Source organism: Bradyrhizobium sp. SRS-191 (assembly GCF_024586915.1).
GTDB lineage: Bacteria > Pseudomonadota > Alphaproteobacteria > Rhizobiales > Xanthobacteraceae > Bradyrhizobium.
In genome coordinates, this window is sequence record NZ_JANBVS010000009.1 from 17,670 (window position 1) to 43,497 (window position 25,828).

The window sequence follows — 25,828 nt, forward strand, 5'->3', positions numbered from 1 at the left end:
GGATCAGCCGCGAGCTCATCACTCACGTTCAACAGCTACAAGCTCGTCGCGCCAACATCGACAAAGGCCTCCGATCGCTCGATGAGGGCCGAGGCCCAAATTTTGACGTCGAACAATTGATCCGGCGAAAGAACGCCAAGCAAAATTAGTATAACGCAGGCGGCAAAGGCCTCTTTCACACGCCCGCCACCGACGACCAGACATTGGCGAGCTTGCGCCGCACCTGCTCCTTGCGCGTCAGCACCGGAGCTTCTTCTTCGTCCTCCGGCAGCCGCAGGCCGACCACGTTGACGCGGCCGCCGGAGATCGAGCGGGCGACCAGCACGATGGTGTCGAGCGCCACCGTCGCACCTTCCTTCGGCGCGTTGTCGAGATGGATGTCGAAGTAATCCGCGAGCGTCAGCTTGTCCTCGCCCTCGCCGAGCTTGACGCCATAGATGCCGGCGACCTCCTCGAGCGTGTGCTCGGCCGAGACCATGAAGTCGCCGAGCAGATGCGGATCAGGCGCGGCCGATGGCGGCATGTCGACGAAGAAGCGGTCGAGTGACTCGGCCTTTTCGGGCGGCGCCAGCAAATAGAGATAATCGCCCGGCGCGACCGGCTCGGCCTCGGCCGGCGACAGGATCTGCTCGTTGCGGATCACCAGGGTCGGCTTGGACCAGGACGGGATCAGGCCGCGACGAAAATACAGGCTCTTGGGACGGATCGCATAGCCGACCAGCTGCTGCTCAAGCTGGCCGGGCAGATCGAGCTCGATGCGGCGCGGGCCGCGATCGGTGCGCGGCAGCGCGACGTGAAGCTTGCGCGCGGCGATGCCGAGCGTCCAGCCCTGCGCGAGCAGCGAGATGATCACGACGACGAAGGCGACGTCGAAATACAGATAGGCGTTGGACAGGCCGACCAGCATCGGGATCGAGGCGAGGAAGATCGCCACCGCGCCGCGCAGGCCGGTCCAGGCGATGAATGCCTTTTCGCGCCAGTTGAAGCGGAACGGGCGGAGACAGAGGAACACGGCCACGGGACGCGCCACCAGCATGAGCACTAGCGCCACCGCGATCGCAGGCAAGAGGCTGTCGAGCAGCCGCTGCGGTGACACCAGGAGCCCGAGCAGCACGAACATCACGATCTGGGCGAGCCAGGTCGCGGCATCGAGGAAGGTGACCACGGAGTTATGCGCCCGCGTCGGCCGGTTGCCGACGATGAGGCCGGCGAGATAGACCGCTAGGAACCCGGAACCATGCGCGATCTGCGCCGCGCCGAAGATGACCAGCGCAGCCGTGGTCACGAACGGCGCATGCAGGCCTTGCGGCAGCGCGACCTTGTTGAGGCCGATCACCACCAGCCTGCCGCCGACGATGCCGAACAGCGTGCCGAGCACCGCCTCGCGGACCAACTCGAACACGAAATGCCCGACGCTGCCATGGCCGACCGAGATCAGCTCGACCAGCATCAGGGTCAGGAACACGGCGAACGGGTCGTTGCTGCCGGACTCCGCCTCCAGCGTCGCGCCGACGCGCGGCCGCAGCCGCAGGCCCTGCGCATGCACCAGCAGGAACACCGCCGCCGCATCGGTCGAGGCGATGACGGCGCCGACCAGCATCGCCTCGGTCCAGCCGAGGTCGAGCGTATATTTCGCCACCGGCGCGGTGATGAACGCGGTCAGCAGCACGCCTGCGGTCGCCAGCACCATCGAGGGCGCCAGCACGGTGCGGATGCTCTGGAAGCGCGTGCGCAAACCGCCGTCGAACAGGATCAGCGCCAGGGCGACCGAGCCGACCAGATAGGTGGTGCGGACGTCCTGAAATTCGATATGACCAGGGCCGGAATCACCCGCCAGCATGCCGATCACCAGGAACACCAGCAGCAGCGGCGCGCCGAAGCGCAGCGCCAGCAGGCTGGAGAGGATCCCGGCCATGACCAGGATCGCGCCAAGGAGGATGGCAATGCTGACGGCGTCGAGGGATGTCATGAAAAAACGTTGATGGATCCGACTTTTACATCCTTATCGTCGCCACACTTGCACGCCAACCGGATTTGCTCATATCGCGGCGATATGCCCATTTTTCCATCCTTGCCCGCTCCGGGGTATATTTCGCGGCAACCGCCTGTGACAAAAGCGAACTAAATTCTGCCGACCAGGCCTGCCCGCGCTTCCGTTCCGCTCCGAGACCCTTCTGATGGACTTCGATTTAAAAGACGTGCTCGAATTCCTGCAGACCGTGGCCCGCTCGATCGGCGCCGAGGTCACCTCGCCGTGGTTTTACCTTCAGCTCGGGCTCGTGCTGAGCGGTGCCGGCATCGCCTTTGCGGCGAGCGCCGCGGTGCGCGCCCGCATCGACGTGACCTCGCTGGCGATGGGCTGGCCCGGCCCGCTGCGGCAGCTGCTGCGGGTGCTGCTGGAGAGCGTCACGACCGTCGTATTCGTGATCCTGATGCGGATCGCGCGCACCGGCATGGTGCTGTGGACCTGGCCGAGCCGCTCCTATCTGCTCGCCGTCGCGCTCAAGCTGGCGCTGGCTTGGCTCGTGATCCGGCTGATCACCTCGGTGATCCGCAGCACCTTCATCGTGCAGATCGTGTCGATCTCGGCCTGGCTGGTGGCCGCGCTCAGCATCATCGGCCAGCTCGACAACGTCGTCGATGCGCTCGATTCCGTCTCGGTCGTGCTCGGCGGCCTCCGACTGACGCCGCTGCTGGTCATCAAGCTCGGCGTGCTGCTGCTGGCGGTGCTCTGGCTGACCAACATTGCCAGTAATTTCGTCGAGAGCCGGATCACCCGCTCCACCGACCTGACGCCGTCGATCCAGGTGCTGCTGATCAAAATGGTCCGCATGGGCCTGATGATCCTCGGCGTGGCGATCGCGATCAGCGCCGTCGGCATCAACCTCTCGGCGCTGGCGATCTTCTCCGGCGCCGCCGGTGTCGGTATCGGTCTCGGCCTGCAGCGCATCGTCGCCAATTTCGTGGCCGGCATCATCCTGCTCGCCGACAAATCGGTGAAGCCTGGCGATCTCGTCACCATCGGCGACAGCTCGGGGCGCATCAGCGCGATGAACACGCGCTACATCTCGGTCGCCGCCGGCGACGGCCGCGAGTTCCTGATTCCCAACGAGGACCTCGTCACCCAGAAGGTCACCAACTGGACCTACACCGACAAGAACACGCTGGTGAAGGTGAACTTCGGCACCAACTACGACGCCGATCCGCGCGTCGTCGTCAAGCTCGCCACCGACATCGCCGCCGAGATACCGCGCACGCTGAAATCCAAGGCGCCGAACTGCCTGCTGACCGAGTTCACCGAGGCCGGCATGAAGTTCTCGCTGACCACATGGATCGCCGATCCCAGCTACATGGACAGCGTCAAGAGCGAGGTGATGCTCGCTTTGTGGGACGCGTTCAAGCGCGAGGGCATCCGCGTGCCCTACCCGGTGCGCGAGCTGCGGGTGCGCGGCGGCGCGCTGCCGGTCGAGTCCACGGTCGAGATTCCGACCTGATCCAGGACGGCATGCGTCGGATCGACGCATGACCCGCCAAATATGAAGTAGTTCATAGTTCACGGGAGAGTGAAGGTGCACAGCGCCCTCGCTCCATGTGCACGGTATCGACGCGAGCGCCTGTGCCTCCGCGTGTACCGAATGATCCATTCACCACCTGTCCTGCCCTTTCTATCGTCGGCGTGCTCAGCGATCCCCGTCGTTGTCGCGCGATGGTTCGCGATCGCAAGCAAATCGAAACGATCGGCGACCCCAGGAGGAAGACACAATGGACGGACAACAGGTGAATGGCGCGCTCCAGGCGGGCGTGCCTTACGGACTGCTTGCTGCGCAGCAGCTGGCGCCACAAGGCTTCGTCGGCAATCTGCTCGGCCAGATCGGGGCGCCGCTCGGCGGTGTCATCGGCGGCGCGTTCGGCAACCAGGGCATGGGCAACACCATCGGCGGTCTCGCCGGCCAGCTCGCCCAGCGCTTCCTGCCGTTCGAAGCCGCGCCGCAGTTCGTGCCGCAGGGCGCGATCGGTAATTTTCTCGGCCAGGTCGGCGCGCCGCTCGGCGGCGTGATCGGCGGCGCCTTCGGCAACCAGGGCATGGGCAACACCATCGGCGGTCTCGCCGGTCAGCTCGCCCAGCGCTTCCTGCCGTTCGAGGCCGCGCCGCAGTTCGTGCCGCAGGGCGCGATCGGCAATTTCCTCGGCCAGGTCGGCGCGCCGCTCGGCGGCGTGATCGGCGGCGCCTTCGGCAACCAGGGTCTCGGCAACACGATCGGCGGCTTCGCCGGACAGCTCGCGCAGCGCTTCCTGCCGTTCGAGGCTGCGCCGGAGTTCGCTCCGCAGGGCTTCTTCGGCAACCTGCTCGGTCGGGTCGGCGCGCCGCTCGGCGGCGCCATCGGCGGCGCCTTCGGCAACCAGGGTCTCGGCAATACGATCGGCGGCGTCGCCGGACAGCTCGCGCAGCGCTTCCTGCCGTTCGAGGCCGCACCGCAATTCGTGCCGCAGGGCGCGATCGGCAACTTCCTCGGCCAGATCGGCGCGCCCGCCGGCGGCATCATCGGCAACTACTTCGGCAATCAGGGCCTCGGCCAGTCCGTCGGCGGTCTTGCCGGACAGCTTGCCCAGCGCTTCCTGCCGTTCGAAGCCGCCCCCGAGTTCGCACCGCAAGGCTTCTTCGGCAACCTGCTCGGCCAGGTCGGCGCACCGCTCGGCGGCGCGATCGGCGGTGCCTTCGGCAATCGTGGCCTCGGCAACACCATCGGCGGCGTCGCCGGACAGCTCGCCCAGCGCTTCCTGCCGTTCGAGGCTGCGCCGGAGTTGGCCCCGCAGGGCTTCTTCGGCAACCTGCTCGGCCAGGTCGGCGCACCGCTCGGCGGCGCGATCGGCGGTGCCTTCGGCAATCGTGGTCTCGGCAACACCATCGGCGGCGTCGCCGGACAGCTTGCCCAGCGCTTCCTGCCGTTCGAGGCCGCGCCGCAATTCGTGCCGCAGGGCGCGTTGAGCAACATCTTCCAATCGCAAAACACCATGTACGGCGGTTCGCCATTTGCTGGCGTGCAGCAACAGCCGGTAGGCATCCTGCCGTTCGAAGCTGCGCCGGAGTTTGCTCCGCAGGGCCTTCTGGGCGGCTTCCTCGGCAGCACGCTCGGCGGTCTCGGCGGCGGCCTCATCGGCAAGGCGCTCGGCAACCGCAATCTCGGCCGCACGATCGGCAGCACCGCCGGCGGCATCCTCGGCGGGATCCTGCCGTTCGACGCCGGCCCGCAGCTGGCGCAAGGCGGTTGGGGCCAGACCGGCTGGGGCCAGCCCGGTTGGGGTCAGACTGGCTTGGGCAACGTGCCGATCGCCTCTGTCTATCCCTACCAGGGCGTGACCTATCACTAAGCCCGCGCAGGGCGGCGTGAGGCTGCACTCGGACGTTGCGAGTGTCCCGTTGCACTGTCCCCTGGGCGGCTCGATAGTCGCCCAGGGGACACACCGAAGACAGTGAGGACACCATCATGACCGACAACCTTGCCACCGGCGGCTCCAGCGATGAGTTCATCGTCGCCGGACGCAGCCCCTCCGATACATCCCACCTCACCGCGTTCGAGGACGCGCTGAAGACCATCGCCGGCGCCTCGATCGTTTCGAGAGGCGGCCGTCCCGACCAACCGCACCTGGTCGTCAATCTGACGTCGCGAGACGCCGAGCAACTCAAGTCACGCTTCGGCACAGCGCTGATCATCGAGCGGAATGCGAAGCTCAGTCCGTTCTGACCGGTCAACGCCATGCGCCGATCCAACAAGCGACAGAGATCCAAGGAGAGAGACGCTATGGCCGACAACAATGCGAGCGATAATTCTTCCGGAAAAGGCGCCAATGGCCGCGGCAATGCCGCCCCCAACAAGACCGATGCGGCTTCGCCGACGGTGGAGCCCACGGTGAAGGCGAGACGATCGCGCTTCCTGGTCGCGGCACGCCCGCTGCCCGGCGTGCAGCCGATGGCGGTCGATGCGATCGCGACGACCCTCAACAACATGCCCGACGTCCAGATCATCAAGCAGGTGAAGCCGAGCGGCTTCGGCGCATTGTCGGCCGGAGGTGGCGGCGGCGGGATGCCGGAGATCGTGGTCGCCGAGATGGATCCGGCGCGTGGCGCGGCGCTGCGGGCCAGCGCGCCGCCGAACGTCATCGTCGAGCACGATGCGCTGCTGCGTCACGCCGACGATCTGTCGATGGCTTTCAACAACGCGATGACGATGCAGCCCGGCATCGGGATCGACGTGCGGCTGCGCGTCGCCGGAGCCAACGGGCAGCCGCTGCCCAAGGCCACCGTCTATGTCTACGGGCTCGGCTTCCCCGGCCAGGGCGTGACCGACGACAAGGGCGAGGTCACGGTGACCGTGTTCGGCGGACCGCTGGAGACGATCCAGGCGATCTACGTCAAGCCGATGGCGAACTACTGGGACCGCATGTTCGAGCGCCCGGCGTTGTCCGACGGCATCAATACGCTGCAGCTGCAGCCGTTCGCGGCGACCTTCCAGGGCTTCCCTGGGGCGCCCTATGTCGGCTGGGGCCAGCAGCTGATGAAGCTCGATCAGATCGATCCGTCACTGACCGGACAGGGCGTCAAGGTCGGGATCATCGACTCCGGCTGCGACAGCAGCCATCCGCAGCTCACCCATGTCACCCGCGGCATGGACTTCACCAACAACAAGGACGGCGCGAGCTGGACCCGGGACACGATGTCCCACGGCACGCATTGTGCCGGCATCATCACCGCGGCCCTCTCAGGCCAGATGAAGGCGGTGCGCGGTTTCGCGCCGATGGCGGAGGTGCACGCGCTGAAGGTGTTCCCCGGCGGCCGCTTCAGCGACCTGATCGACGCGCTCGACCAGGCGATCGCGCGCGGCCTCGATGTCGTCAACATGAGCCTCGGCAGCAGTGAGCAGTCCGAGCTCGTCGCGCACAAGCTGATCGAGGCGCGGCAGAACGGCGTCGCCTGCATCGTGGCGGCGGGCAATGCCAGCGGTCCGGTGCAGTTCCCCGGCAATCAGCCCTCGGTCCTCACGGTGTCGGCGATCGGCAAGCTCGGTGAGTTTCCCGACGACAGCTATCACGCCCGCACGGTCGTGCCGAACATGGTTGCCGGCGCGATGTTCTCGCCGCGCTTCACCTGCTTCGGGCCGCAGGTCGCGGTGGCGGGTCCGGGCGTCGCCATTCTGTCGACCGTGCCCGGTGGCGGTTACGCCGCCTGGGACGGCACCTCGATGGCGACGCCGCACATCACCGGCATGGCCGCGCTGCTGCTCGCCCATCACCCGATGTTCCGCGATGCGGCCAAGACCCGCAACGAGCAGCGCGTGTCGCAGCTGTATCAGTTGCTCGCCAGCGCGGGCGTGCGCTATCTCGGCGATCCCACCCGCGAAGGCGTCGGCGTGCCGGACCTGCAGCGCGTCGCCGGTCTCAGCGCAGCGCCGCAGGCCGGCAACATGGCCACCGCGTCGGCGGCGCCTTCCCTCGGCAATGTCAGCTTCGGCGTGCCGTTTCAGGGCTCGCCCTTCGCCAATGCCTTCCTGCAGCCGCAGACGATCCATCCGGCGCTGCTGCAGAGCTTCCTGCAGATGCGCAACGCCGGGCTGATCTGACGACAGGTGCGAACGAAGCGAAAGATCCGCCGGCGACAACGCCGGCGGATCGCCGTTGGTGGGGATTCAGCTAGCCGCCTTGCCGCTGGTGATGCGCCCGCAGCCGATGGGCCGCCTGGTTGCGCCGGCGCACGTTGAGCTTCTCGAGAATGTTGTGCACGTGGTTCTTGACCGTGCCGACCTCGATCCGAAGATTCCGTGCGATCTCCTTGTTGGACAATCCCACCTCGATCATCTGCAGGATCTCGCACTCGCGCGGCGTCAGTTCGCCGAACCGCGATTTCGTCGCCGGGGCCGGCGGGAGCGGATCGGGCTGCACCTCCGGCTCGACGACGATCGAGATCTGCTCGCTGCGGCCGCCGGCCGTCAGCCGGTCGACCTCGGCGATGACGTCGTCGATCGATCCGTCGCGCGGCACGCAGCCGGCGATGCCGCGGCCGATCGCCGACAAGGCCGGCGCCGCGATCTCGGGGACGCCGATGGCGAGGATCTCCAGATCCGGCTGCTCGCGCAGCAGGGCCGTCGCGCGCTCCAGACCATGCCATTCGCCGACGTCCAGCAGAACCAGATGTGGGCGAACCAGCGCGACGAGACCGAGAGCGCCGCGGTGATCGACCGTGTCGATCACGTCGAGCCGGTCATTCTGTCCCAGCCTTGCACCGAGCGCCTCGCGAAACACCCGCGTTTCGCTGACGATCACAATGCGGATCTTGCCCATGACCGCTTCGGGCACATCTGCCGCAAGCGATGGAACCGGCAGGATGTCGAGGTCGAGGGCGCGTCGCGACATTGGAAACTCCCAATCGCAAAATGGCTGCAGCGGTCCTGCCGGACGTGACCCCGGCAGAGACTTGGTGGATTGCAGATGAAATGATGCTGGGAATTGAACAACCTTTGGGCGAATTTTGCCCCACAATCGTGACAAGAACGTGGTCGGAGCGGCTGCGCGGTTGGTCGCAGCTGCCGGCGAAAAACTGGTATGATGCTGCCAGGAATGTACATCTGCGCAGTCTCCTCACGAACCAACACTGGACTTGCAAATGCACCCTGAAGGTGTGTCGCGACACGGCGCAAAACGTTCGGAAGATTCACGTGGGAACAAGCACATATCGTGTGATCGGCCCCGCTCGTGCAGACCCGGCTTGCACCGGGCCGCACGATCATTAAATTAGGCGATCACCCCACGACATGTTCGGAAACGAAACAGGCCCATGAGCTATATCGAAGCCACCGACACCGCTGCGCGCAAGAACGGCCAGATCAAGCTGCATGGCCCGAGCGGCTTTGCCGGCATGCGCACGGCCGGCGCCCTGGTGTCGAAGTGCCTCGATGCGCTGACCGACATCGTCAAACCGGGCGTGCCGACCTCGCGGATCGACGATGTCGTGCGCGAGTTCGCCTTCAGCCACGGCGCCTATCCGGCGACCTTGATGTATCGCGGCTATCGCTACTCGACTTGCACGTCGATCAACCACGTCGTCTGCCACGGCATGCCGAACGACCGTCCGCTGAAGGAAGGCGACATCATCAATGTCGACGTCACCTTCATCGTCGACGGCTGGTACGGCGATTCCAGCCGCATGTATGCGATCGGCCCGATCTCGCGCAAAGCCGAGCGGCTGATCGAGGTGACCTACGAATCGATGATGCGCGGCATCGCCGCGGTGAAGCCCGGCGCCACCACCGGCGACATCGGCCACGCCATCCAGAGCTTCGTCGAGCCGCAGGGCATGAGCGTGGTGCGCGACTTCTGCGGACACGGCCTCGGCCGGCTGTTCCACGACGAGCCGAACATCATCCATGTCGGCCGTCCCGGCGAGGGCGTGCTGCTCAAGCCGGGCATGTTCTTCACCATCGAGCCGATGATCAATCTCGGCAAGCCGCATGTGAAGATCCTGTCCGACGGCTGGACCGCCGTGACGCGGGACCGCTCGCTGTCGGCGCAGTTCGAGCATTCGGTCGGCGTGACCAATGACGGCGTCGAGATCTTCACGCTGTCCGAGCGCCATGGCGAGAAGCCGCTGACGCAGGTGTGAGCGGGGCGCGGGCGCCCGCGTCTCCGCGTCTGATTGTTGCCATTCCCGGCTGCTCGACTGCCGTCTTCATGCATGTGATTGCAGGAGGCGTCTGTGACCATCGCAACCCGCCGCGGCGTCATCGGCCTGCTTTCAGCAGGCGCGGCGCTGCTGAGTTCGCGCGTCGCCCCGGCCGCCGAGACCCAGGCCGCATCCTCCCCCGCCGACGACGCCTGCATCCTGACGCCGCAATCGGAATCCGGGCCCTATTATCTCGATCCCAGGCTGGTGCGCGCCGATATCGCCGAGGGCCGGCCCGGCGTGCCGCTCGGCTTGCGGCTGCGCGTGATCGAGGCCGGCGCCTGCACGCCGATATCGGGCGCGCGCGTCGATGTCTGGCACTGTGACGCCCGCGGCATCTATTCGGGCTATCCCGGCCAGGGCGACAATCACAAGCTCGATCAGAGCGGCAAGACTTATCTGCGCGGCACCCAGCTGGCCGATGCCGCGGGATGGGCCGGCTTCACCACCATCTATCCCGGCTGGTATGCGGGCCGCGCGACGCATATCCATTTCAGGGTGTTCGTCGATGACGCCACGGTGCTGACGGGGCAGACCTTCTTCCCCGAAGCGCTGAACGAGTTCATCTACACCAACGTGCCGGACTACACGGGCCGGCCGCAGCAGCGCCTCGTCATCAACGCCAACGACCGCGTCGCCACCGAGGCCGATCCCGATCACCGGGCGTATTGCGCGATCAAGGAGGAACGTGATCGCTACATCGCGACCTTGACGCTGGCCGTGAGCCGCAAGCCGGCGCCGCCGGTGGAGATGCCCACCGGAAAGCTGCCGCCCGCGCCATGGATCAAGGACCGGCTGGCGGCGCTGGTGCCCGGACTGAAACGCAGCCCGTTCTGATCAGCGCGGCTCCGTCGCGAAATAGGCGAGCGCCGCCAGCGGCAGCGCGATGCCGAAAGCGGCCGCGAGCATCCAGCCGCCATGCGCATAGGCGTAGGCGCCGATCCCGGAGCCGGCCGCACCGGCCACGAAGAACGTCGTCATGTAGAGCCCGTTGAGCCGGCTGCGGTGCCCGGCGCCGAGCACGAACAGCACGCGATAGCCGAGAATGAGGCTGAGCTGCACGCCGCAATCGATCGCGACGGCGGCAATGACGAGCGTTGCGAGCGAGCCGGTGGTTCCCAGCGGAAACAGCAGCGTCAACGCAAAGCCGATCAGGCAGAGCAGCATCGCGGCGACCGAGGCCGGCCGCGTCCAGCCGCGATCGGCGATGCGGCCAGCGATCGGCGCCATGATCGCGCCGCCGACTCCGACCAGCGCAAACACGGCGATGCCGGTCTGCGACATCCGGAAATCCGGCCCTGCGAGCAGCAGCGGCGACGTGGTCCAGAACACGCTGAAGCAGCTGAACAAGGCGGCCTGATACAGCGCCCGGCGGCGCAGCGCCGGCGTGTCGCGATAGAGCTCGACCATCGAGCCGAGCAGCTGGCCATAGCTCAGCCGCGCCGCCGGCTCGCGCGGCGGCAGCGCCAGGCGCAGCACGATCGCCAGGATTACCATCGCGAGCGCCGATGCCGCATAGATCACGTGCCACGAGGCATGCGCGGCGACGAAGCTTGCCAGGGGACGCGCCAGCATGATGCCGAGCATCAGCCCGGTCGAGACGTTGCCGACGGTGCGGCCGCGGATCGCCTCCGGCGCCATGTGGCCGGCATAGGGAATCAGGATCTGCACCGCGACCGAGCCGATGCCGATGAGCAGCGCCGAGAACAGGAAGGTCGACGGGCTCGTCGCCAGCGCCGCACAGGCCAGCGCCGCCGCGCCGACGACCATGGTGGCGATGACGAGCTTGCGGTTCTCGATGAGGTCGCCGAGCGGGACGATCAGCAGGAGCCCCGCGCCATAGCCGATCTGACTCATGGTCACCAGCAGTCCGGCAAGCTGCGGCGGCAGGCCGAGATCGGCGCTGATCGGCCCGATCAGCGGCTGCGCATAATAGATGTTGGCGACGATCAGCCCGCAGGAGAAGGCCAGCAGCAGCGTGATCCAGCTCGAGAGGCTGTCGGCGCTCTCGGACGTGACGGTGGTCAATGGAGATCTCCCGGGGCGGGACGGACGTCCCTGGGGGCACGGATGTCAGGTAGGGGCAGCGATGCTGCGTCGCAGCGACAATGCCTGACATAGGTGCGGGAGATCCACCACGCCCATTCACGTCTGCGTGGGCGGCTCGGCGGGCATGGGTCGGCCGCGCGGCCCGCCTCACGCTGAGGCCTGCGCCTGACGTGGCAAGCGCAGGAGCCGACGCAGCTAGCGCACCTCGCCCACTTCCCTGTCCGCATCCGCGCTTCGCCGGCCGCCGATCAGCCGCGGCAGCAGCATCGGAACTCGCCGGCGGTAGCGCTGATAGGTCTCGCCGAACTGCGCGACCAGATCGCGCTCCTCGAGCCACAGCCCGACCAGAATGTAGCCGGTGCTGAGCGCAGCGAACAGCAGATGCCCGAGGCTCATCACCGGCGTCGCCCAGAACGCCAGCAGGAAGCCGAGCATCAGCGGATGCCGCACCAGGCGATACAGCAGCGGTGTCTTGAACGGCAGAGCCGGCGGTTGCGCGCCGCGCATGGCCGACAGCGCCTGGCGCAGCCCGAACAGATCGAAATGATCGATCATGTAGGTCGAGGACAGCGCGATCACCCAGCCGAGCCATTGGACGCCGGTCAGCAGCACAGCCGCGGCGCCCTGAACATGCCAGACGGGCGCCGGCATCGGGCGCCACTGCCAGAACAGCAGCAGCAGGATCAGGCTCGACAGCAGCACATAGGTGCTGCGCTCGGCGGCTTTCGGAATGATCCGCGTCCAGACGCGCTTGAAGCCGGGCCGCGCCATGACGCTGTGCTGGATCGCGAACAGGCCGAGCAGCAGCCCGTTGATGACGACAGCATCGACGGGATCGGACGGCGGACCGATGTCGATCGTCTTGGATGCGAGCAGGTCATGATTGCCGACGAAACCAAGTGCCCACACGAACGACACAAGGAAGACGGCATAGCTCATGGCGGCGTAGAACAGGATGAGGAGACGTGCGAACATGGCGGCTTCCCGGTTGTGCGGACGGCAGCGTTGGCGCGACGGGATCGGTCATCCCGAGACGCGCGCTGGGATCGAGCCCGCCTGCTAGCAGGCGAGCGTCCCCCCAGCGTCCCCCCAAGGTCCCCCTCAGCGTCCCTCTGGCGCGCGCCCTGGCGGCGTCGCTGCAGACGGCATCATGGCAGGTTCTCATTCCGATGGCTCGGTTCAGCGTACGGACATTCGGCTTTCCGGAGATTCGCCGGGACGGCCAGCCGTGCCCGCTGCCGCTGCGCAAGGGGCTCGCACTGCTGGTCCACCTCGCCGAGGCCAAAGGCGCCGTCGCGCGCGATGTCGCCGCGACGATGTTCTGGCCCGACAGCCCCGAGGACGTCGCGCGGACCCGGCTGCGCCGCCTGCTGCACCGGATCCAGCTTGCGCTCGGCGACGGCGTCCTCGCGACCGACCGTGCGACGTTGCGCTGGTCTGACGCGGTCGCGCTGGAGGTCGATGCCCGGCAGTTCGAAGAGGCCTGCGATCGCGGCGATTTCGCGCTGGCCTGCCGGCTCTATCCCGGCGACTTCCTCGACGGCTTCACGCCCGGCGACTGTCCGCAATTCGACGAATGGGCGTTCTTCCGGCGCGAAGCCTTGCGTGGCCGGGCCGTCCAGGCCTTGGAGCGCGTCGTCCAGGACAGCAGCGCCGCCGGCGACTACGCCACCGCCGTGGCGCATGCCCGCCGCCTCACAGCGCTCGATCCGCTCAGCGAAGTCTATGGCCGCGCGCTGATCCGCAGCCTGATCCTCGCAGGCGACCGCGCGGGCGCCGAGCGCCATCTCGACGCCCTGACGCAGCAACTGCGCGATGAGCTCGGCGTGGCACCCGAGCCGGAAACCCGCGCACTGCTGAATGCGTCGACGCGTATCGCGGAGCCGCCGGCCACGCGCTATGTCGGCGGCGGAGGCGTTCATCTCGCCTATCAGACCTACGGCGCGGGACCGCTGGACATCCTGCTGCTGCCGGGCTTCGTCTCGCATGTCGAGCGGGTCTGGGAGGAGCCGCGCAGCCGGGCCCTGCTGTCCGCGCTCGCCGCGATGGGCCGGCTCATCCTGTTCGACCGGCGCGGCATCGGGCTGTCCGACCGGGTCGGCTTCAGCCCGAGCGTGGACGCCACCAGCAGCGACATCGCAACCGTGCTGGACGCCGCCGGCAGCCGCCGCACCGTGCTGCTCGGCGCTTCCGAGGGTGGGCCAGCCTGCATCGCCTTCGCGGCCCATCACCCGGAGCGCGTCGCCGGGCTGATCCTGTTCGCCTCGCTCGCCAAGGGCAGCGCGACACCCGACTATCCGCACGCGTTGCAGGGACGCCAATACGACATGTGGCTGCGGCAGCTGGTGACGAGCTGGGGAGGCCCTGCGGGGATCGAGACGTTCGCGCCGAGCCTCGCCGGCGATCCGCAGGCGCGCGCCTGGTGGGCCGGCCTGCTGCGGGCGGCCTCGAGCCCCGGCGCCATCAAGGGCCTGCTCGAGGCGTTCAGGGATACGGACGTCCGGCATCTGCTCGGTCGCGTGTCCGCCCCGACCTTGGTGCTGCATCGTCGCGACGACCGCGCGGTGCTGGTCGGGGCCGGCCGGCATCTCGCAAGCCACATCCGCCAGGCACGGTTCGTCGAGCTCGACGGCGCGGATCACTGGATGTTCGCCGGCGCGCAGCAGCCGATGCTCGCCAGCATCGCGGACTTCATCGCCGGCCTCCCGGCGCGTGCGGGATAGCCCGGCAGGCGAGATCGCTGTAGTCCGGGGGGCGGGAGGACGCGATGATCATGACCGAGGACGCAGCATTCCGGCGCGAGCAGAGACAGGTCGCCGGCGGCATGGCCGCAGCGGCCCTGACCGCGATCGTCGCTATCGGCCTGGCGCTGTGGCAAGGCGGCGGTGCCGCGCCGCCGGTCGGCGAGCGGCTGGCTATGGCGTTGCGGCTCGATCTGTTCGTGATCGTCTGGCTGCTCGCCGCGAACGGCAACGTCGCGCGAATGCGCTTCTTCTCGGCGCAGGACATCGCCGGCAGCGCGACCACCACGGCAAGCGAGGCCGTCCGGCGCGGCAACGCCATCCTGCAGAACACGCTGGAGCAGGTCGTGCTCGCAGTGACCGTGCATCTCGGCCTGGCAGCGGCGCTGCCGCGGCCCGATCTGCTGCTGGTCACGCTCGTCGTGCTGTTCGGCCTCGGCCGCCTGCTGTTCTGGCTCGGCTATGCCCGGGGCGCCGCGGGCCGCGCCTTCGGCTTTGCGCTGACCTTCTATCCGACCGCGTTCGCTCTCGTCATCGGCCTAATCCTGGTGCTGACCGGGCGCGCCGTCATTTAGCCGCGCGCAGGATCACGCACTTCGAGGTTGCAAAATACCGAGGCCGCGGCATGCTGGCGCCGATGCCCGCCAAAGCTCCTCCTTCGAACGACGCGCCGCCCGAGACGCCGCATTATCTCGGCCATCGCCAGCGATTGCGCGAGCGCTTCCACAGCGCCGGCCCGGACGCGCTGAGCGACTACGAGCTGCTCGAGATGGCGCTGTTCGCGGCGCTGCCGCGGCGCGACGTCAAGCCGCTCGCCAAGGCGCTGATCAAGACGTTCGGATCGTTCGCCGAGGTGATCCATGCCCCGGAGCCGCGGCTGCGCGAAATCGACGGGATCGGCGATGCCGTGATCACCCAGCTCAAGCTGATCGGCGCCGCCGCGCACCGCATCGCCAAGGGCGAGGTCCGGCAGAAGCACGCGCTGGCATCATGGCAGGACGTCATCACCTATTGCCGCACCAGCATGGCGTTTGCCGAGAAGGAGCAGTTCAGGCTGCTGTTCCTCGACAAGCGCAACCAGCTGATCGCCGACGAAGTGCAGCAGACCGGCACCGTCGACCACACGCCGGTCTATCCCCGCGAGGTGATCAAGCGCGCGCTGGAGCTGTCGGCCACCGCGATCATCCTGGTGCATAATCACCCCTCCGGTGACCCGACGCCGTCGCAGGCCGACATTCGCATGACCAAGACCATCGTCGACATCGCCAAGCCGCTCGGCATCACCGTCCATGATCACATCATCGTCGGCAAGAACGGGCATACCAGCCTGAAGAGCATCGGGGTGATGTGAACCGACGGTGCGGTTGCGATCAGCCTCGACGCACGGCCTCGCCTCAGCCGCGCGCTGCGGCCCGGTCGCAGCCTGCCAGATCGTGGAACGTGACCGCGCCGTCCGCCACCGTCATCAGGCCGCTGTCGCGCAATTGCGCCAGCACGCGGCTGACATGAACGGTGGTCAACCCGACGGCATCGGCGATGTGCTGCTGGCGCAGCGGAAACGGATAGCGACGGCCGTGGACGAGCCCTTCGGGCGCCAGCTTCTTCATTGCAGCGACGACCAGGAAGGCGATTCGTCCGTGCGCCGAACGCCGGCCGAGCGCGGCGGCGAGATCATAGGCGTCGCGGATTTCCTCGATCAGCAGGTCGAGCACCAGCGACATCAAGGGCGGCGTCGCCAGACATCTGTCGCGGAGATTGCGCGCCGAATAGCTGCAGAGCTGGATGTCCGTCAGCGCTTTCGCCGGCGTATCGGCCTGCGACGCGGCCGACGCCGAGAACGCCGCATCGGTCGAAACGAATTGGCGGGGAAGAACGAGCCGGACGATCGAGCGGCGGCCATCGGGAAGAATGCGATAGCGAAACGCCCATCCGCTGCACAGGATCAGCGCCCGCGCATTGGCACGTTCGTATTTCGGGATCTGCTGACCGGCTGCGATCGTCAAGAACCGCTGATCCATGGCCGCGGCGTCAGCCTCACCCTCGCGCGGCTTGATGATGGCATCGCAGAGCCCTTCAGCAGGGCACGAAAGGCACCTGCGAGCCTGCTCGGGGAGCGCCATTGCTCTCGTTCCGTCAATGATCCCGACACGCGGAATATTCTTCTCGAACTTATTAGTTCAGGATCACTGGATCCTTATCCTCCATCAATAACATAAATTAAGTGCACTCGCTCGATTCTTAAGATCTTTGATTTTTACTGACCTGAGACCGCAGCGGCTAGACGCACGCGAATGAGAATCGCCCGTCAAGTCGACAGCTGCGACGTCAGACCACACCGGTGTTTTACGGGGTTCACGCATCGTCTTCACCGCGCCTGCTTCCAGCATCATCCGCTTCATCACCACGGCTCAGCTCGAGGACGACCACCTCTGATGTTTGCACGCAAGACCACTGAAGGCGCCGACGCCAAGCTCGCCGCGATCAGCCGCTCCGCGGCGATGATCGAGTTCGACATGGACGGCACCATTCGGACAGCGAACAAGAATTTTCTCGACGTGTTGGGCTACCGCCTCGACGAGATCCAAGGCAAGAAACACGCGATGTTCGTTCCCGCCGAGGAGCGCGACACCGCCGGCTATCGCGAATTCTGGGCAAGGCTCAACCGCGGCGAATTCCAGGCGGCCGAATTCAAGCGGATCGCCAAGGACGGCCGGGAGGTCTGGATCGAGGCGTCCTACAATCCCGTGCTCGACCGCAACGGCAAGCCGCACATCGTCGTCAAGATCGCGACCGACATCACCGCGAAGAAGGTGACGAGCCTCAGGGAGGCCGGCAAGATCGCTGCCCTCGACCGCTCCCAGGCGGTCATCGAGTTCAAGATGGACGGCACCGTCGTCACCGCCAACGAGAACTTCCTGAAGGTGATGGGCTACGAGCTGAAGGACATTCAGGGCAAGCACCACAGCATGTTCGTCGCGCCGGCCGAGCGCGACAGCGCCGCCTATCGCGAGTTCTGGGCACGCCTCAATCGCGGCGAGTACCAGGCGGCCGAATACAAGCGCATCGGCAAGAACGGCAAGGAGGTCTGGATCCTCGCCTCCTACAATCCGATCCTCGACGACAAGGGCAAGCCGATCGCCGTGGTCAAGTTCGCGACCGACGTCACCAAGGAGAAGCTGCGGAACGCCGATCTGGCCGGGCAGATCGCCTCGATCGACAAGGCGCAGGCGGTCATCGAGTTCAACATGGACGGCACCATCATCACCGCGAACGACAATTTCCTGAAGGCGCTGGGTTATTCGCTGGGCGAGATCCGCGGCAAGCACCACAGCATGTTCGTCGATGCGTCGGAGCGCGACGGCGCCGCCTATCGCGAGTTCTGGGCCAAGCTCAATCGCGGCGAATACCAGGCGGCCGAATACAAGCGCATCGGCAAGGGCGGCCGGGAGGTCTACATCCAGGCCTCCTACAATCCGATCATGGATCTGAACGGCAAGCCCTTCAAGGTGGTCAAATACGCCACCGACGTGACGCGGCAGGTGCTGGTGCGCATGGGCAACGAGCGCGTCCGCGGCATGATGGAGTCGGTCGCCGCCGGCGCCGAGGAGCTCAACGCCTCGGTGCGCGAGATCTCCGAGGCCATGACCAAATCCCGCGAGACCGCGATGGGCGCGGTCGAGCGCGTCGGGGTCGCCGATACGCAGGCGCAGAATCTGTCCAACGCGACGCAGGCGATGAGCGGCATCGTCGATCTCATCGACAACATCACCGGGCAGATCAACCTGCTGGCGCTGAATGCGACGATCGAATCGGCCCGCGCCGGCGAGGCCGGCCGCGGCTTCGCCGTGGTCGCATCCGAGGTGAAGAGCCTGGCCAACCAGGCCAAGCACGCCACCGACAAGATCGGCCAGGAGATCGAGGGGCTCAACAGCATTTCCGGCGGCGTGGTGCTGGCGCTCGGCGAGATCAAGCAGGCGATCCACAATGTCAGCGAATACGTCACCTCGACGGCTGCCGCGGTCGAAGAGCAGAGCACCGTGACGACCGAGATGTCGAACAGCATGCAGCGCGCCGCGGCGGAGGCCGCCAGGATCGCGGGCGGCTGAGCCGGACCGCCTGCGCTTGAACCGATCGCCCGTCGGGCCCCACCCAATCGGGTGAGGCCTGCACGGAGATCCCCAATGCGAGCGGCTTGGCTCGGATTAGTCCTGAACCTTCTCGCGGTGACCGCCGCGGCCGCCTACGAAGCAGATGACCCGGCCAATTGCAACGGCGTCGGTTGGGACGATGCGCGGCCGCTGACGATGGCCAGGGTCATCGGTCAGCCGCGCGCGAACTTCGTCAAGAGTCCCTATGACGACGACTTCAAGGCCGCGAGCTGTCCCGCGCCGACCGATGCCTGCCGCAAGAAGAGCTACCTCGTCAGCGGCGATGTGGTGCTGGTCGGCAGGACCCGGGGCGACTTCACCTGCGTCACCTACCAGCCGCCGGGCGCGAAGAGCCAGACCTGGACGCGCGGCTGGCTGCCGCGAACGGCGCTCGCGCCCATCGCGCCGATGACTGCGCCGGAGCTTTCGGACTGGACCGGCACCTGGGTGCATCCCGGCGGCCGGCTCACGATCCAGACGGCAGGCGGAGGCCGGCTCAAGATCGAGGGCGACCAGGTCGTGCCGGCGGGCCGCGATCTCAACAACGGCTCCATCGCCGCCACCGTGGAGCCGAAAGGCGGCGTCATCGCCTTCGTCGAGGACGGCACCACGCCGTTCGAGCGGCCGAACGGCGGCGACGAGTGCCGCGTGCGCCTGCATCGCATCGGCGCCTTTCTGCTGGCCGAGGACAACACTGATTGCGGCGGCGCCGGCGTCACCTTCACCGGCCTCTATCGCCGCAAATAGCGCCTCACGCCCAGCGCCGCGCCAGCGCGACGCACAGCACGACGCCGCCGGCGGCCGCGATCATGGTTGCGGACACCGCCTCGTGCAGCAGCAGGCTCGCGAAACCGAGGCCGAGAAAGGGTTGCAGCAGTTGCAGCTGCCCGACCGTCGCGGTGCCGCCGCGGGCAAGACCGCGATACCAGAAGGCGAAACCGATGAACATGCTGAAAACCGAGACGTAGGCCAGTCCGAGCCAGGCCGGCATCGTGATGCTCGCCCCGAGCGGCGGCCAAGTGAACCAGGTCAGCAGCAGCATCACCGGCAACGACAGCAGCAGCGCCCACGAGATCACCTGCCAGCCGCCCAGCCGGCGGGTCAGCACGGCGCCTTCGGCATAGCCGAGGCCGCAGACGACGATCGCCGCGATCATCGCGAGATCGCCGATCGGCGAGGCCGCGCCGTCCTGCGCCAAGGCGAAGCCAGACACTGCCGCCGCGCCGAGGCCCGCGAACAGCCAGAACAACGGTCGCGGCCGCTCGCCTCCGCGCAGCACGCCGAACAAGGCGGTCGAGAGCGGCAGCAGGCCGATGAAGACGATCGCATGCGCCGAGGTGACATGCTGAAGCGCGAGCGCCGTCAACAACGGAAAGCCGATGACGACGCCGAGCGCGACGATGATCAGCGACGGCAGCTCGCGCCGCCCCGGCACCCGCTGTCGCAGCCATGCGAGGCACAGCGCCGCAAGCAGCGCCGCGAGCGTGGCACGCGCGCCGGTCAGGAAGAACGGTGTGAAGCCATCGAGCGCTGCGCGCGTCGCCGGCAGCGAGCCGCTGAAGATGGTCATGCCGATGGCGCCGCTGCCCCAGCCCTCAATCGATCCCTTCATGTCCGGCCCCTCCGTCGCAGCTCCTGATTAGCTCCCGATGCCTTGCCGCGACAGCGACAAAACAATACAATCTGATGAAACTGTACTGATATACTGGATGATACACTTGCGCCCTTCGACCTCAAAGCCACGTCCGGCCGGCCTCAGAACGGCGGCGGTGGTCGACGCCATCCGGCAGCGGCTCGCGACGCGCACGCTTGCTCCTGGCCAGAGGCTGCCGTCGATCCGCGCCTTCGCAAGCTTGATGGGAGTCGCGCCAGCAACAGTGGTCGAGGCCTATGACCGGCTGGCGGCGCAGGGCGTCATCCGCGCCCGCCGCGGATCAGGGTTCTATGTCGCCGACGTCGCCTTGCCGCCGCTGGCGCTGACAGAGAGCGAACCGCGCCGCCCGCGCGCCGTCGATCCGTTCTGGGTGTCGCGCCAATCGCTCGATGCCGACCCGGCGACGCTGATGCCCGGCTGCGGCTGGCTGCCGCCCGACTGGATGCCGCAGGACGCGCTGCGTCGCGCAGTCCGCGCGCTGGCGCGCAGCGAGGGCGGCGTGCTGACCGACTATGGCAGCGCACGCGGCTCGGCGGCGTTACGGCGCGTGCTGCAGGGCCGCCTCGCCGGCCTCGGCATCGACGCGTTCAGCGAGCAGATCCTGCTGACGTCATCAGGCACGCAGGCGATCGACCTGATCTGCCGGATGCTGCTGCGGCCGGGCGACACGGTGCTGGTCGACGATCCCTGCTACTTCAATTTCCTGGCGCTGCTGCGCGCGCACCAGGCGCGGATCGTCAGCATTCCCATGACCTCGAGCGGCCCTGATATCGCGCAATTCGAGGCGGTGCTCGCGGCCGAGCGGCCGCGGCTCTACATCACCAATTCCGGCCTGCACAATCCGACCGGCGCGACCCTGTCGCTGCAGACGGCGCATCGGCTGCTCAACGCCGCCGCCGCGCATGACGTGATCGTCATCGAGGACGACATCTACGGCGATTTCGAGCCCGAGCCGTCGCCGCGGCTCGCCGCGCTCGACGGCCTCGCGCGCGTGATCCTGATCGGCAGCTTCTCCAAGACGCTGTCGGCGTCGATCCGCTGCGGCTACATCGCGGCGCGCGCCGATTGGATCGAACCGCTGATCGACCTGCAGATCGCGGCCGGCTTCGGCGGTCCCGGACAATTCGCCGCGGAAGCCTTGGCCCAGGTGCTGACCGGCGGCAGCTACCGCAAGCACGTCGAGGAGCTGCGCGCGCGTCTGGCGCGGGCAAGACCGCGCATCGCCGCACGGCTGCAGCGGCTCGGCATCACGCCGTGGCTGATGCCGCGCGGCGGCTACCATTTGTGGTGCAGGCTGCCGGAGCGATGCGACGCGATCACCGTGGCGCAGGAGGCGCTCGCCGACAATGTCGTGCTGGCCCCGGGAAACGTCTTCAGTGCGAGCCAGTCGGCCGACGTGATGATGCGCTTCAACGTCGCGCATTGCGACGACCCGCGTGTCTTCGCGGCATTGGAGCGCGCGATCGGACGATCGGCTGCAACGCAGCCGGCGCTCAATGCGATGAATTCAGGACAGGCTCAATAGCAGTAGCGCGGATGCGCGCGGACCCAGGAGCCGTCGCCGCGCTGCAGATAGCAGCCGTTGCGATAGGCGTAGTAGCCGCCACGCCGGCGTTCGCCGTCGGCCGCGATCGCAGCGCCCGTCCCTGCGCCGATCACGGCGCCGATCGCAGCCCCGCGGCCGCCGCCGATCGCGCCGCCCAGGATCGCTCCGCCGGCACCGCCGAGGAGCGCACCACCCAGCACGTCCTGCGCGGCCGCCTGATGCAGCGGCGCGATGGTCGCGAGCGTCAGCAGCGCGGCGGCACTGAAGCGGGTGGCAAAGGAAATCCCCAGACGTCGGGTCATGAACAGGCCTCCGTTCCGAGCACGCTAGTCCGCCCGGCCTGCCCGTTCTTGATGCAGATCAAGGCGACGTCAAGGCAGCCACATCGCGGGATCGCCCGGGTCCGGCTCACGCTGCGGCGCGCTGATCGAGCGTGCGATCCTCGATCAGGCTGAGCAGGAATTTCGGCTCATCACCATCGATCATCACCGGTAGCCGGCGCATGACGATCTCACGCACGCCGTTGCCCGGCGTGGCGAGGCTATGCACCCGCGGCGCCGGATCGGCCGACACCGCCAGCATCTCGCGGTCGAGGCTCTCGAGCTGCGCTCCCGTCGGCTCTGGAAACACTTCGCCCGCCGTGCGGCCCAGGATGGCGGCGCGCCTCACGCCCAGCAGTTGCTCGGTGGCGCGATTGACGAACACGTAGCGCAGGCTGCGCGCGTCGGTGGCGAGCACCGCCTGGGGAATGTTCTCCAGCAGCACGGCGAGGAAATATTCGGCGCGCATCAGCATGCGCTCGTTGCGCCGATGCACCGTGAAGTCCTCATGGGTGGCGACCCAGCCGCCGCCATCCATCGGCCGCTCGGAGATGCGGATGACGTGGTCATCGGCGAGCTCGACCTCGGTGATGCAGGGCCTGCGCGCCTTTATCCGCGACATCAGGTCGGCGAGATACTGCTCGATGTCGCCGGTGAACACACCGCTCTTGACGCGGTGGCTGAGAATGTCGCGCATCGTCGCGCCCGGCTTCGCGATGGACGCCGGTACGCCGTAGATGTTGCGATACTGCTCGTTGACGACCAGCACCGTCCCGGTCTTGTCGAGCATGATCAGGCCCTGCGCCATGTTCTTCAGCGCGGCTTCCAGGCGCCACTTGCCGGTCAGCGCGCGCTCCTCGAGCTGCTCCCGCTCCCGGGTAAACTCCGCATGCTCGCGCTCGACCTCCTGGCCCTGCAGCTCGAGCTCGCTCACGCGCGAAGCGGCGTCCTGATAGGCTTCGACCGCCCTCGCCACCTGCCCGATCTCGTCGTCCCGCTTGGCATGCGGGATGACGAGCTTGATCCGTCCGCCGGCGATCCTGCCGGTGGCCTGCGCGATCTCCAGCAGGGGATTGACGATCGTACCGTGCAGCAGATACGCGGCAATGCCGGTGCAGCCCATGAGCACCGCGCCGAATGCGAACAGGGTCAGTGAGACCCATCGGCTCTGATCGACCATCGCCGCGATGTTGCGGGTGCGGTTCTCGTAGACGCGGGCCAGCCGCTCGAGATCCTCGTTGAGCGCGGTCCGGACGGCGCGGTTCTCGTCATTGTCGCCGAGCTCGCGGGCGGCAGTCGAGCCGACCGCCAATGTCCGCCGCGCCATTTCCCTGCGGAATACGACGAACTGATCGATCCGCCGCTTGAATTGCGCGAACAGCTCGGCGTCCGCGGCGCGCACCAGCTCCTGCCACTCATCCACCGCCTTGACCAGCTCGTCGCACTTCTGCAGCAGGGATTCGGCGTAGCGCCGTGCAACGTTGCGCTCGGGCGACATGTAGATGCCGCGCGATTCCATCACGACGGCGTAGATCAGCGCGTTGGTGCGCTCGATCTGCCGGTTGGCGCTGTTGGCATTTCCCAACAGCTGCGTCAGCTGGCGCTGCTCGTGGAACGAATACAGCGCCCCCGACATCAGCAGCGCGATGAGCACCGCGAAGACGGCTGCGCCGCCGGAGATGCGATCCTTGACACTGGACGTGGTGAACCGCGCCTGCAGATCATGCCATGGCTTGATCATGGCTCGCTCCTCAATTCAGGAGCATATCGCAGCAGCAATCTCTAAATGGAGAATGGGATCGATCCCGGTCCCAGAAGAAGCGCAATTAACTTAGAAAAAACTCGCCCTTTCGGCCCGCACGCCAGATAGGCGGCATCCCGGCGGGGCATCACGCGGCGGCGCGCTGGGCCTGTGTGCGGTCCTCCATGATGCTGAGCAGATATTTCGGCTCGCTGGTTCCGGCCGCGATCGGAAGCCGGCGTACGACGATGTCGCGCGGACCGTTGCCCGGCGTCACGATGCTGTGGGCGCGCGGCTTGTCTTCGGCCCGGCCCGCCAGCTGCTCGCGCGCAGCCTCCTCCAGCAGCGAGCCGCTCGGCTCGGAAAACAGCTCACGCGGCGTACGGCCGATGATCTCGTTCCGAGTAACACCGAACAGCTCCTCCGCCGCGCGGTTGACGAACACGTAGCGCAGCGACTGCGCATCCTTGGCGACGACCGCCTGCGGGATGTTCTCGAGCAGCGCGGCCAGGAAGTATTCGGCACGCGCGAGCTTGCGCTCGGCGCGGCGCTGCGCGGTGAAATCCTCATGCGTGGCGATCCAGCCGCCGCCAGCCACCGGACGTTCCGAGATGCGGATGATGCGGCCGTCGCCGAGCTCGACCTCGAAGATCTCGGGCCGCCCCTCCTTCATGCGCTGGCGGAGCGCAGCCAGAAATTCCGACGGCTTTTCCTGGAGCAGGCCGATCTTGGCGCGATGCGCGAGGATCTCGCGCACATGTGTACCGGGTTTGGCGATCGAGGCCGGCGTGTTGTAGAGCTTGCGGAACTGATCGTTGACCATCAGCACGTAGCCGAAGCTGTCCATCATGATCATCCCCTGCGCCATGCTGGAGACCGCCGCGTCCAGCCGCTGCTGGCTGCTGATGGCGCCCTGCTCGAGCCGCTCGTGCTCGCGCAGGATGTCGGTGTATTGCCGCTCGATCTCGACCTCATGCTGCTCCAACTCGTGCAGGCGGAAGGCACCATCCTGATAGGTCGCGACGGCTTGCGCGACGTGGCCGATCTCGTCGGCGCGCCGCGCATGCGGGATCTTCAGCTTGATCCGGCCCGCCGCGATGCGGTCGGTGACGCGGGCGATGTCGAGCAGCGGCATCAGCACGCCCCAGCGCAACGCCAGCGCCGCAGCCGCGATCAGCATCACGATCAGCGCGCCGAGCGCGCCGAGATAGAACATGACCAGGCCGCGGGTCTCGACGGCCTCGCCGAGCTCGCGCATCCGGTCGTCATACAGCAGCGACAGCTTCTCGAGATCCTCGTTCAGCGCGGTGCGGACGGCGCGATTCTCGTCATTGTCGCCGAGCTCGCGGGCTGCGGACGAGCCGATCGAGATCGTGCGGCGGGCCATGTCGGTGCGGAACGCCACGAACTGATCGATCCGCTTGCGGAACGGGGCGAACAGCGCCGCGTCCTCGTCGGTGACCTGCGCCTCCCATTCCTCCACGACCTTGGCGAGTTGCGCGATCTTCACGAGCTGCGAATCGGCGTAGCGCCGCGCCACGTTGCGGTCGAGCGACATGTAGATGCCGCGCGACTCCATCACGACGGCGTAAATCAGCGCATTGGTGCGGTCGACATTGCGGGAGACGGAGGCGAGCTGCTCGAGCCGCTCATAGAACTGCCGGTGCTCCCGGAGCGCGGAGAGCGCGCCGAGCGTCGACAGCATCACCAGCACGGCAAAGGCCGCGGCGGCGGCCGAGATCTTGTCGTTGAGGCTGAACGACGGCAGCGACCTGTAGAACCTGCGCACCCACTCCCGCATGGTCGGCTCCCTCGATGGAGTACAACCATCAGACGCAAGATGCGTAAACAACAAGTTCCAGTCACAGGAACCGTCGCGCAACCAATCATTAACCACTTGGATGCGGCAGGAGCTGT

Annotated in this window: 21 protein-coding genes; 12 read left to right on the forward strand and 9 right to left on the reverse strand. The window is 67.1% G+C overall.

The annotated features are described in order from the left end of the window. Window positions 1-175: 175 nt before the first annotated feature. Window positions 176-1,969 (reverse strand): potassium/proton antiporter, encoded by a 1,794-nt coding sequence (locus tag NLR35_RS17600; protein ID WP_257167791.1) that lies wholly within the window; start codon window positions 1,967-1,969, stop codon window positions 176-178. 208 nt (window positions 1,970-2,177) lie between these two features. Between NLR35_RS17600 and NLR35_RS17605 the strand changes: the two genes are divergently transcribed. The 4 genes from NLR35_RS17605 (at window position 2,178) to NLR35_RS17620 (ending at window position 7,616) form a co-directional block, all read left to right on the forward strand. Then, entirely contained in the window at window positions 2,178-3,494 is a 1,317-nt protein-coding gene (locus tag NLR35_RS17605) for a mechanosensitive ion channel family protein (protein ID WP_257167792.1), read from the forward strand. Between the two features lie 268 nt (window positions 3,495-3,762). After that, window positions 3,763-5,370 carry a hypothetical protein gene (locus NLR35_RS17610; RefSeq protein ID WP_257167793.1) on the forward strand — a complete coding sequence of 536 codons (1,608 nt, stop codon included), beginning with the start codon at window positions 3,763-3,765 and terminating at the stop codon, window positions 5,368-5,370. Between the two features lie 116 nt (window positions 5,371-5,486). Then, complete coding sequence (locus tag NLR35_RS17615) at window positions 5,487-5,744, forward strand: hypothetical protein (RefSeq protein WP_257167794.1); 258 nt, start codon at window positions 5,487-5,489, stop codon at window positions 5,742-5,744. Window positions 5,745-5,801: 57 nt separating this feature from the next. Then, on the forward strand, window positions 5,802-7,616 hold the full coding sequence (locus tag NLR35_RS17620) for a S8 family serine peptidase (protein ID WP_257167795.1): 1,815 nt from the start codon (window positions 5,802-5,804) through the stop codon (window positions 7,614-7,616). Between the two features lie 70 nt (window positions 7,617-7,686). On the opposite strand, the gene NLR35_RS17625 is transcribed toward NLR35_RS17620, so the two are convergent. Continuing rightward, a complete protein-coding gene (locus tag NLR35_RS17625) occupies window positions 7,687-8,406 on the reverse strand; it encodes a response regulator transcription factor (protein ID WP_257167796.1) in 720 nt (239 codons plus the stop codon). 421 nt (window positions 8,407-8,827) lie between these two features. Between NLR35_RS17625 and map the strand changes: the two genes are divergently transcribed. Both map and NLR35_RS17635 read left to right on the forward strand, forming a co-directional pair. Then, window positions 8,828-9,652 (forward strand): type I methionyl aminopeptidase, encoded by an 825-nt coding sequence (map, locus tag NLR35_RS17630; RefSeq protein WP_006613595.1) that lies wholly within the window; start codon window positions 8,828-8,830, stop codon window positions 9,650-9,652. A gap of 93 nt (window positions 9,653-9,745) precedes the next feature. Then, complete coding sequence (locus tag NLR35_RS17635; protein WP_257167797.1) at window positions 9,746-10,549, forward strand: intradiol ring-cleavage dioxygenase; 804 nt, start codon at window positions 9,746-9,748, stop codon at window positions 10,547-10,549. On the opposite strand, the gene NLR35_RS17640 is transcribed toward NLR35_RS17635, so the two are convergent. Together NLR35_RS17640 and mddA are read right to left on the reverse strand one after the other, a co-directional pair. Further along, the gene (locus NLR35_RS17640) at window positions 10,550-11,740 is read right to left on the reverse strand and encodes an MFS transporter (protein WP_257167798.1); all 1,191 of its coding nucleotides are present in this window, start codon (window positions 11,738-11,740) and stop codon (window positions 10,550-10,552) included. A gap of 216 nt (window positions 11,741-11,956) precedes the next feature. Next, the gene (gene mddA, locus NLR35_RS17645; RefSeq protein ID WP_257167799.1) at window positions 11,957-12,736 is read right to left on the reverse strand and encodes a methanethiol S-methyltransferase; all 780 of its coding nucleotides are present in this window, start codon (window positions 12,734-12,736) and stop codon (window positions 11,957-11,959) included. Between the two features lie 194 nt (window positions 12,737-12,930). On the opposite strand from mddA, the gene NLR35_RS17650 reads away from it, so the two are divergent. The 3 genes from NLR35_RS17650 to radC all read left to right on the forward strand — a co-directional run bounded on the left by NLR35_RS17650 (window position 12,931) and on the right by radC (window position 15,853). Then, window positions 12,931-14,484 carry an alpha/beta hydrolase gene (locus NLR35_RS17650; protein WP_257167800.1) on the forward strand — a complete coding sequence of 518 codons (1,554 nt, stop codon included), beginning with the start codon at window positions 12,931-12,933 and terminating at the stop codon, window positions 14,482-14,484. 44 nt (window positions 14,485-14,528) lie between these two features. After that, window positions 14,529-15,077, forward strand: a complete 549-nt coding sequence (locus NLR35_RS17655; protein WP_257167801.1) for an MAPEG family protein — start codon at window positions 14,529-14,531, stop codon at window positions 15,075-15,077. Window positions 15,078-15,139: 62 nt separating this feature from the next. After that, entirely contained in the window at window positions 15,140-15,853 is a 714-nt protein-coding gene (gene radC / locus NLR35_RS17660) for a DNA repair protein RadC (RefSeq protein WP_257168018.1), read from the forward strand. A 43-nt stretch (window positions 15,854-15,896) separates the two neighbouring features. Here radC and NLR35_RS17665 read toward each other — a convergent pair whose 3' ends face one another. Then, complete coding sequence (locus NLR35_RS17665) at window positions 15,897-16,505, reverse strand: Crp/Fnr family transcriptional regulator (RefSeq protein WP_257167802.1); 609 nt, start codon at window positions 16,503-16,505, stop codon at window positions 15,897-15,899. Window positions 16,506-16,934: 429 nt separating this feature from the next. Between NLR35_RS17665 and NLR35_RS17670 the strand changes: the two genes are divergently transcribed. Both NLR35_RS17670 and NLR35_RS17675 read left to right on the forward strand, forming a co-directional pair. Beyond that, complete coding sequence (locus NLR35_RS17670; RefSeq protein ID WP_257167803.1) at window positions 16,935-18,608, forward strand: PAS domain-containing methyl-accepting chemotaxis protein; 1,674 nt, start codon at window positions 16,935-16,937, stop codon at window positions 18,606-18,608. A 75-nt stretch (window positions 18,609-18,683) separates the two neighbouring features. Further along, window positions 18,684-19,397: a hypothetical protein gene (locus NLR35_RS17675; RefSeq protein WP_257167804.1), complete on the forward strand. Its 714-nt coding sequence runs from the start codon at window positions 18,684-18,686 to the stop codon at window positions 19,395-19,397. A gap of 4 nt (window positions 19,398-19,401) precedes the next feature. Here NLR35_RS17675 and NLR35_RS17680 read toward each other — a convergent pair whose 3' ends face one another. Next, complete coding sequence (locus NLR35_RS17680) at window positions 19,402-20,262, reverse strand: DMT family transporter (RefSeq protein WP_257167805.1); 861 nt, start codon at window positions 20,260-20,262, stop codon at window positions 19,402-19,404. 97 nt (window positions 20,263-20,359) lie between these two features. Here NLR35_RS17680 and NLR35_RS17685 point away from each other — a divergent pair, with 97 nt between their 5' ends. Further along, complete coding sequence (locus NLR35_RS17685) at window positions 20,360-21,829, forward strand: PLP-dependent aminotransferase family protein (RefSeq protein ID WP_257167806.1); 1,470 nt, start codon at window positions 20,360-20,362, stop codon at window positions 21,827-21,829. Here the strand turns inward: NLR35_RS17685 and NLR35_RS17690 are convergent. The 3 genes from NLR35_RS17690 to NLR35_RS17700 all read right to left on the reverse strand — a co-directional run bounded on the left by NLR35_RS17690 (window position 21,823) and on the right by NLR35_RS17700 (window position 25,712). Further along, the gene (locus NLR35_RS17690) at window positions 21,823-22,152 is read right to left on the reverse strand and encodes a glycine zipper domain-containing protein (protein WP_257167807.1); all 330 of its coding nucleotides are present in this window, start codon (window positions 22,150-22,152) and stop codon (window positions 21,823-21,825) included. The two genes, NLR35_RS17685 and NLR35_RS17690, sit on opposite strands and share 7 nt — an antisense overlap. Before the next feature lie 106 nt (window positions 22,153-22,258). Continuing rightward, window positions 22,259-23,911, reverse strand: a complete 1,653-nt coding sequence (locus NLR35_RS17695) for a PAS-domain containing protein (RefSeq protein WP_257167808.1) — start codon at window positions 23,909-23,911, stop codon at window positions 22,259-22,261. A gap of 148 nt (window positions 23,912-24,059) precedes the next feature. Further along, a complete protein-coding gene (locus tag NLR35_RS17700) occupies window positions 24,060-25,712 on the reverse strand; it encodes a PAS-domain containing protein (protein WP_257167809.1) in 1,653 nt (550 codons plus the stop codon). Window positions 25,713-25,828 lie beyond the last annotated feature (116 nt).